The 6,960-nt window shown below is 72.0% G+C and carries 8 protein-coding genes; 2 read left to right on the top strand and 6 right to left on the bottom strand.

The genetic code is table 11. From position 1 onward, the window contains the following. Nucleotides 1–157: 157 nt before the first annotated feature. From H5J30_RS12780 to H5J30_RS12770, 3 genes are all read right to left on the bottom strand, one after another. Nucleotides 158–1,411, bottom strand: coding sequence for an MFS transporter (locus H5J30_RS12780; RefSeq protein WP_309505516.1), 1,254 nt, complete (start codon nucleotides 1,409–1,411; stop codon nucleotides 158–160). Nucleotides 1,412–1,663: 252 nt separating this feature from the next. Continuing rightward, nucleotides 1,664–1,858, bottom strand: coding sequence for a hypothetical protein (locus H5J30_RS12775; RefSeq protein ID WP_181787554.1), 195 nt, complete (start codon nucleotides 1,856–1,858; stop codon nucleotides 1,664–1,666). Nucleotides 1,859–1,870: 12 nt separating this feature from the next. Continuing rightward, nucleotides 1,871–2,722 carry a helix-turn-helix domain-containing protein gene (locus tag H5J30_RS12770; protein WP_181787553.1) on the bottom strand — a complete coding sequence of 284 codons (852 nt, stop codon included), beginning with the start codon at nucleotides 2,720–2,722 and terminating at the stop codon, nucleotides 1,871–1,873. A gap of 226 nt (nucleotides 2,723–2,948) precedes the next feature. On the opposite strand from H5J30_RS12770, the gene H5J30_RS12765 reads away from it, so the two are divergent. Next, entirely contained in the window at nucleotides 2,949–3,368 is a 420-nt protein-coding gene (locus H5J30_RS12765; protein ID WP_181787555.1) for an ATP-binding protein, read from the top strand. Nucleotides 3,369–3,398: 30 nt separating this feature from the next. Here the strand turns inward: H5J30_RS12765 and H5J30_RS12760 are convergent, their stop codons facing one another. Both H5J30_RS12760 and H5J30_RS12755 read right to left on the bottom strand, forming a co-directional pair. Beyond that, complete coding sequence (locus tag H5J30_RS12760; RefSeq protein ID WP_181787552.1) at nucleotides 3,399–3,866, bottom strand: NUDIX hydrolase; 468 nt, start codon at nucleotides 3,864–3,866, stop codon at nucleotides 3,399–3,401. A gap of 131 nt (nucleotides 3,867–3,997) precedes the next feature. Next, the gene (locus H5J30_RS12755; RefSeq protein ID WP_181787551.1) at nucleotides 3,998–4,450 is read right to left on the bottom strand and encodes a phospholipase; all 453 of its coding nucleotides are present in this window, start codon (nucleotides 4,448–4,450) and stop codon (nucleotides 3,998–4,000) included. Between the two features lie 244 nt (nucleotides 4,451–4,694). On the opposite strand from H5J30_RS12755, the gene H5J30_RS12750 reads away from it, so the two are divergent. Then, nucleotides 4,695–5,648 (top strand): hypothetical protein, encoded by a 954-nt coding sequence (locus tag H5J30_RS12750; RefSeq protein ID WP_181787550.1) that lies wholly within the window; start codon nucleotides 4,695–4,697, stop codon nucleotides 5,646–5,648. Here the strand turns inward: H5J30_RS12750 and H5J30_RS12745 are convergent. Beyond that, nucleotides 5,629–6,888 carry an MFS transporter gene (locus tag H5J30_RS12745; protein WP_181787549.1) on the bottom strand — a complete coding sequence of 420 codons (1,260 nt, stop codon included), beginning with the start codon at nucleotides 6,886–6,888 and terminating at the stop codon, nucleotides 5,629–5,631. The genes H5J30_RS12750 and H5J30_RS12745 overlap by 20 nt on opposite strands. Between the last annotated feature and the right edge of the window lie 72 nt (nucleotides 6,889–6,960).

The raw sequence follows: 6,960 nt of genomic DNA, 5'->3' as shown, positions 1-6,960 counted from the left end.
CGCGTGCATGCCCAGCACACCCGCCAGCACCGCGAGCACCAGCAGCACGAACAGCCGCCCGGCGGGGCGGTCGCTCGGTCGGATGCCGATGCTCCCGGTCATGCCGCCAGCGTACGCACCCCCACCGACAACCCCCCACCGCCCCGCGATCCGCGGTCTAGGTTCCCGCGCGCTTCAGGCCCCGTACCGCCGGGATGGCGAGGAGCAGGAGGCAGGTGAGTATCGCCATCGTCGCGGACACGAACAGCAGCGGCACCGCGCCCACCACCCCCGCCATCGGTCCGGCCGACGCCTGGCCGACCGGCTTCATCACCAGCGAGCCGGCCGCGTCGTACGCGTGCACCCGGCCGAGGACATCCTGCGGCACGTGCGTCTGCACGCTGGTGTGGAACATGACGGCCCAGAAGGCGGCACCGATGCCGCTCAGCCCGTAGCACAGGGCAACGAGCGGCGCCGAGAGCCCGAGGCCGACGCCCAGCGGCATCAGCGCCCACACGGTCATCGACAGCGCGCCGGCGCGCAGCGGGTGCCGCGGACGCAGTCTGATCGCCACGAGCCCGCCCACCACGCTGCCCGCCCCGAGCGACGACATGACCAGGCCGAACGTCGAGGCGCCGTAGTCGGTGACGAGCGTGCTGTTGCCGAGGGTCGTGGTGGGTCCCGCCCCGGCGAGCTGCCAGAGCATGAAGACGACGATGACGCTCCACAGCCAGGTGCGGGCCGTGAACTCCCGCCAGCCCTCGACGAGATCGGCCCGGAACGACGGCGCGCCGTCGCGCTCGGCGGCCGGGCCCATGGGGACCGTGCGGAGCGCGAAGAGGCAGGCCCCGCTGACCGCGTAGGTCACGGCGTCGAGGGCGACGACGACGGCGGGCGAGGAGACGGCCAGCAACAGCCCGGCGATCGACGGGCCGAGCACGAGGGTGACGGACTCGGCGATACGCAGGGTGGCGTTGGCCTTCTGCACGTCCTTCGCGACGCGCGGCGTGATGCTCGCGACGCCGGGCTGGAAGAGGGCGCTGCCCGCGCCGACGAGGGCCAGCAGCACGAGGATCTGCCACAGCCGGGGTGTACCCGTGAGGAACAGCAGCGCCAGCGCCAGCTGGAAGACCAGCCGCGACGCGTCCGAGACGACCATGAGCAGCCGGGCGCCGAAGCGGTCGGACAGCACGCCGCCGAAGATGATCAGCGCCGCGAACGGCCCGACGAGCGCGGCCAGGGCGTACCCCACGCCGCTCGCGCCGTACCCGGCGCCCAGCACGGCGGCGGTGATGGCGACGGGGAGCATGGCGTCGCCGAGCAGGGAGGTGGTGCGGGCGGTGAAGAACCGCCGGAAGTCCGCGGTCCACAGCGGCACGGGGGACGCGGGATCCCCGGCCCGCAGCTCGCGGGCCATCTCCGAACCAGCCACCGCACACCGCCCCAGGCACGCCGCCGACCCCGACCGGCCCCACTCTTGCGCCGGGGCGGACGGGGGTCAACGGAATAAGCGGGTGCGGTCCGTTGGTGCGGCTGGGTGGGCGAAAGTCGGCGCCTGGGGGCTGATTCGGGCCGGATCGGGGGGTGTTACCGCGAGTTACGGCCCAATTTCTCCGTTCCGGCTGTCCGGACACGCGCTGTCAGACCGGCCGCATACCCTTGGGCGGATGTGAGGGGTTGGTGTCTACAGCAGGTGGTCCGCCTTGCCGGCCTTGATGTCGCGGATGAGCGTACGGAGGGCTTCCACGGAGTCGGTGACCCGGTGCTCCTCGCTGCCTGCCACGGCGATGTGCGCGTTGCCTTCCGCGTCCGTGCCTATGCGGAAGCACGCATTGCCTTCGCCGCAGAACGGGTCTTCCCAGTCGATGGTGTGGCTCATGACTACCTCGTTTCAGAGTTGGCGTGCGATCTCGTGGATGAAGTCGCGGGACTTGCCCGGCGGCAGAGCTGCGTCTTCCTGCCGGTCGAGCTGTGCTCGGTACTTGGCGAGTTGCCCGTCCGCATGCAGGAAGTCCGGTCCGTGTGAGCTGTCGATCTGCACGGTGTCGAGTTGCGGTACTGGGCCCTCGGCGTAGAGGACGTTTTGCCCGGCTCCAGGGAAGGACCCGCGCTCGAACGGGATGACCCTGACGGTGATCTTCTCCCGGTCGGACATGTCGAGCAGGTGGTTCAACTGCGCGCGTGCGACCAACCGACCGCCGAACTGCATGCGCAGGGCCGCTTCGTGCACGACCGCGACGTAGCCGGGTGGATCGGTGCCGAGGAGAACCTGTTGACGCTTGGCACGAAGGGCGAGCCGGAGGCCGACCTCGTCGTCGGGCAGGGGCGGCATCACCTCGCGGAAGACAGCAAGGGCGTGGTCCGAGGTCTGCAGCAGACCCGGGACATGGACAGTCGTTCCGATACGCATCCGGCGGGCGTGCGCCTCCAACTCCGCGATGTCCAGCAGCCCGTGGGGCAGGCTGCCGCGATATCGCTCCCACCAGCCCTTCTCGCCCGGCTGGGCCATGGCGGCCAGGGCCTCGACGTACTTCTCGTCTGTGCAGTGGCAGTTGCAGGCCAGAGTGCGCAGCCGCTCGGGCGTGATAGTGCGCTGGCCGAACTCCATGTTGGAGATTTTGCCGCTGTCGACCCCCAGCAATCCGGCGGCGTACGTGGCGGACATGCCGGCCGAGGTGCGGATCTTCCGTACCTCGCTCCCCAAGCGCTTCTGCCGCTCAGTCGGCGTGTTCCTGGCAGCCATGGCCATCCCTCCGTGCACGGGGCAGAATTTTTCACGAGGCTAGCAATTCTGCCCCAGATCCGTCTACTCTCAGTCGTGCGCAAGGTACTCACAGCAACGCCGGAAGCGCACCGCGCGAGCATGCCCGCTCTCCCTGGGGCGGGCGTGCTCGTGCCTCAGGGAGGCATGCCACCGGCACTTCAACGACCAACCCCTGCCCAGGAGTACGCCATGCCCCCACATCTCCCTGCCCCCGCTCCTCCCCGTCCGCCGCACCTTCCCGGCCCATCCCCTCTCCGTCCCCCGCGCCCGCCGGGCCGTCCTCGACGCCCTGCCCCGCCCCCATCACCCCCGGCTCCGTGACGACCTCCAGCTCCTCGCCTCCGAACTCGTCACCGACGCCGTACGCCACGGCACCCGACCCCACGAGGACCACCTCATCGAACTCCTCCTCTGGCCCGCCGACGGCCACTACTGGCTCGCCGTCTCCGACCCCGGTCCCGGCGAACCCACCCTCGCGCCCCGCGACGAGGCACCCAACGACGAGGCCGCCTGCGGCGGCAGGGGGCTCCTCCTCGTCGACGCGCTCTCCGCCGCCTGGGCCGTCGTCCCGCGCCGTATCCGCGGCAAAGCCGTCGTCGCCGGGCTTCCCTTCGACAACCCGTGACCGCACACCACCAAGCCCGCCCGCACCACCTCAGTGCCGGATCAGCCCGCCGACGGCAACAGGCGCCACGTGGCCGGTCGCCGGGAGGTTCCGTGCCAGCGCCAGGCCCACGTCCACCAGCGACGAACGGCGCAGGCCGGCGACCTCGGGCACCGCGGTCCAGGCCGACTCCGCGGTTTCGCCGTCCGGTTCGGGCCGGAGCCGTCCGCCGGCGATGCATGCCCGATAGAAGATGCCGACGTTCTGGTGCTCGACTCCCGCCCGTGCGGCGGCCGCGGGGATCACCCGCGAATCCACTCCCAGCAGGCGGTCGACCACCGCGGCGCAGCCTGTCTCCTCGGCGACCTCCCGGATCACCGTGTCGAAGGGGTCCTCCCCGTGCTCGACCCTGCCGCCCGGAAGGGTCCAGGTGCTCTCGCCCTGCGGTGGTACGTGGCGGGCCAGCAGCACCCGCCCGTCCTCGATGCACACGGCGTACGCCGCCAGCCGGAAACTCATACCCGCACCCCCCGCCGGACCCTATCCGACACCCGGGTCCGGACCGGCTCCGCCGGATGAGTGGCCGCAGACAGGCGTCCGGCCCCGGCGGCATGGGGGCACCGCCGGGGCCGGGTGGGGTCTGAGCGGGGTCAGCCGAAGGCGCGGACGGCCTGGTAGTAGACCCAGGCGGTGCTGTTGCAGGAGGTCTTGGTGGCGCCCGAGTAGCCGTTGCAGACGCGCTTGAGGTCCTCGTAGAAGGCGCTGTCGAGGCGGGACTTGTTGGCGTCGAAGGTGCCCATCTCCTTGTAGTTGCGGTAGCCGAAGTCGTGGCGCTGGCAGGACTTCTGGAAGGGGAAGCCGAAGGGGTTGTCCGGGGAGCTGCTGCAGTAGTCGGTCGACCAGTTGAACGCGTACGCCGACCAGGCGCCGCGGTTCGACTCGGCCGCCGCCCAGGTGTTGAAGCTCGACGCGCTGGTCTGGGTGAAGCTCGCGAGCACCTGGGCCTTGTCGGCGGGGGCGGCCTGGGCGGGGGCGATGGTTGCCAGGAGGGCCGCCGCGGTGGCGCCGGCGGCGACCAGACCCTTCGTTGCGGTGGGGCGCATGGGGACTCCTCGGGTAGGTGCGCCGGGTCGCGGCGCACGGCCTGGGGGGTGCGCCAACTGCCGCGGAGGTGCCGGCAGTCGGCCGTGCCGGCGCTCAGACTATGCGCGTAGAATGACCTAGGGAAGTCATGCTCCTGACAGAATCATGAAGTCGGTGTACGTCCTCCGGCCCGCGCAACCGCCCCGCAACCGCCGTGCATTACAACGGAAAGCGGCTGAATCCCCACCGACGAACGGACGGACGATGAAGCGACGCAGCCTGCTCAGCGGAGCCCTAGCCGGCGCGGTCGCCGCGCCCGCCGCCGTGACCCTCGGCGCGTCGACCGCACGCGCCGCGGCGGCCGACTACCCCATCGCGCTGACCGACCAGGCCACCAACAGCTTCCAGGTCTTCGACCGCAACGGCGACTGGTCGGGGGCGTCGAACTGGAGCTTCACCCCGGGCACCACGAACGGCTGGGACGACCCCTTCGAGATCCGCTTCCGCGCCACCACCCGCTACGGCACCATCGCGCTGATGACCGCCGGCCAGCCCGGCAACGGCCGCGCCGGCATCGTGGCGGTCACCGGCAACGGCAACCGGCTCGACCGCGGCGACCTCATCTGGGAGACGTCCGTGGCCAGTTACCCGCACTGCATCGAGCGCATCCCGAACCTCGCCGCCGTCGTCGTCGCCGGCACCCGCGACCGCATCCACGTCTACGGCGGCGCCAACAGCGACCACTCCACGCTCCGCGAGGTGCAGACCATCACCGACATGCCCAAGCCGCACGCCGTGCTCTGGGACGACGTGAACGACCTGCTCTGGGTCACCGGCGGCAAGGTCATCCGCACCTACCGGGTCACCGGCGCCAACTCCACCGCCCGGCTGGTGAAGTCCGGCACCGACATCTCCTTCGCCGGCAACGGCCACGACATCCAGCCCGACTACACCGACCCCGGCAAGCTGTGGGTCACCGACAGCGGCCGGGTGTACTCGCTGGACAAGGCGACGCGGAAGGTGACGGTCATCTCCGAGGAGAACTACGTCAAGTCCTACGTCCGCTACACCGACGGCGAGGCGATGTGGACCCTGGACCCGACGCCCGCCGACCCGCCGTGGGGCGGCCCGACGGTCTACTTCTCCGGCGGCCGGTCCAAGACCCGCCCGGGCGCGCAGGTCTACAAGGCCCGCATCGTCACGACCCGCTTCCACTGACGCCGCCCGACCCGCCCGACCCACCCCGCCCGCTCCGCCCGTCCAGCAGCGCCGAGACCCCCAGCAGCGTACGGGCCGCGACCAGCGCCGCCAGCACGACCGCCGCCCCGCCCGCGACGAACGGCACGCGCAGTCCGTACGACGCGGCCAGCACCCCGCCCAGCAGCGAGCCCAGCGGCAGGCTGCCCCAGCTCAGGAACCGGTGGACGCTGCTGATCCGGCCCAGCAGCCGGTCCGGGACGACGGTCTGGCGCACCGCCGCGGTCAGCACGCTCCACGTCATCGTCGCGAAGCCGAACGCGGCGCTGCTCGCCCCCGCCACCCAGGGGTTCGAGGTCGCGCCCATGGCGACCGTCGTCAGCCCGTGCCCGAGGACCGCGGCGACCAGAGCGGGACCGGCCGCAGCGGGGCGGATGCGTTCGGCGGCCCAGGACGCGGCGACGGCGCCGACCGCGACGGCGGCGGAGAGCACGCCGTAGCCGATGGCGGACAGGTGCAGCGTCTGCAGGGCGTACAGCACGAAGACCGCCATCGTCATGGCGCGGGCCAGGTTCATGAACGTGACGACAACGGACAGCGTGCGGACCACGGAATCGCCCCAGAGCCAGCGGAAGCCCTCCGCTATCTCGCGGCCCAGCCCGGCCTTCCGCGTACGAGCCGTGCCGGACGGCCGGAACGTGCCCCGCAGCCGGCTCAGCAGCGCCGCGCTCGCCGCGAAGCTCAGGGCGTCGAGCACGAACGGCACCGCCTGCCCCAGCCGGAAGAGGACGCCGCCGAGCGGCGGGCCCGCGAACTCGTTCGCGCCCAACTCCACCCCGAACAGCCGCGCGTTGCCGCGCGTGAGCTGCTCCCGGGGCACGATCCGCGGCAGGATCGTGGGCGCCGCGGCGTCGAAGAGCACCTCCCCGATCCCGAGCAGGAACACGAAGGCGCACAGGATCGCGATGGAGGAGCGATCGGCCACGACGGCCGCCGTGAGCAGCGCGGCCAGGCACATCCGGGCGAGTTGGACTGTGACCATGAGCCGCCGGCGGTCGACGCGGTCGGCGAGGGCACCGGCGGGGAGGCTGACGAGCAGCCACGGCAGTTCGGCCGCGGCGGACACCGCCGCCACGGCCACCGGGTCCCGGGTCACCGCGGCGGCCAGCAGCGGGAGTGCGGTCAGGCGGACGCCGTCGCCGAGGTTGGAGACGGCGGACGCTGACCACAGCCGCCGGAAGTCCGCCCCCAGTCCCGCCACTGCGCCGGGTCAGCCCTCCGTCGCCGTACGGGCCCTGCCGGTCCCGGAGGTCTCGGGGACCTCGACCGCGTC

It is taken from the genome of Streptomyces phytophilus (assembly GCF_013870535.1).
GTDB lineage: Bacteria > Actinomycetota > Actinomycetes > Streptomycetales > Streptomycetaceae > Streptomyces > Streptomyces phytophilus.
The sequence above is the reverse complement of the archived record's forward strand: the minus strand, read 5'-3'. Positions and strand labels throughout refer to the sequence as shown.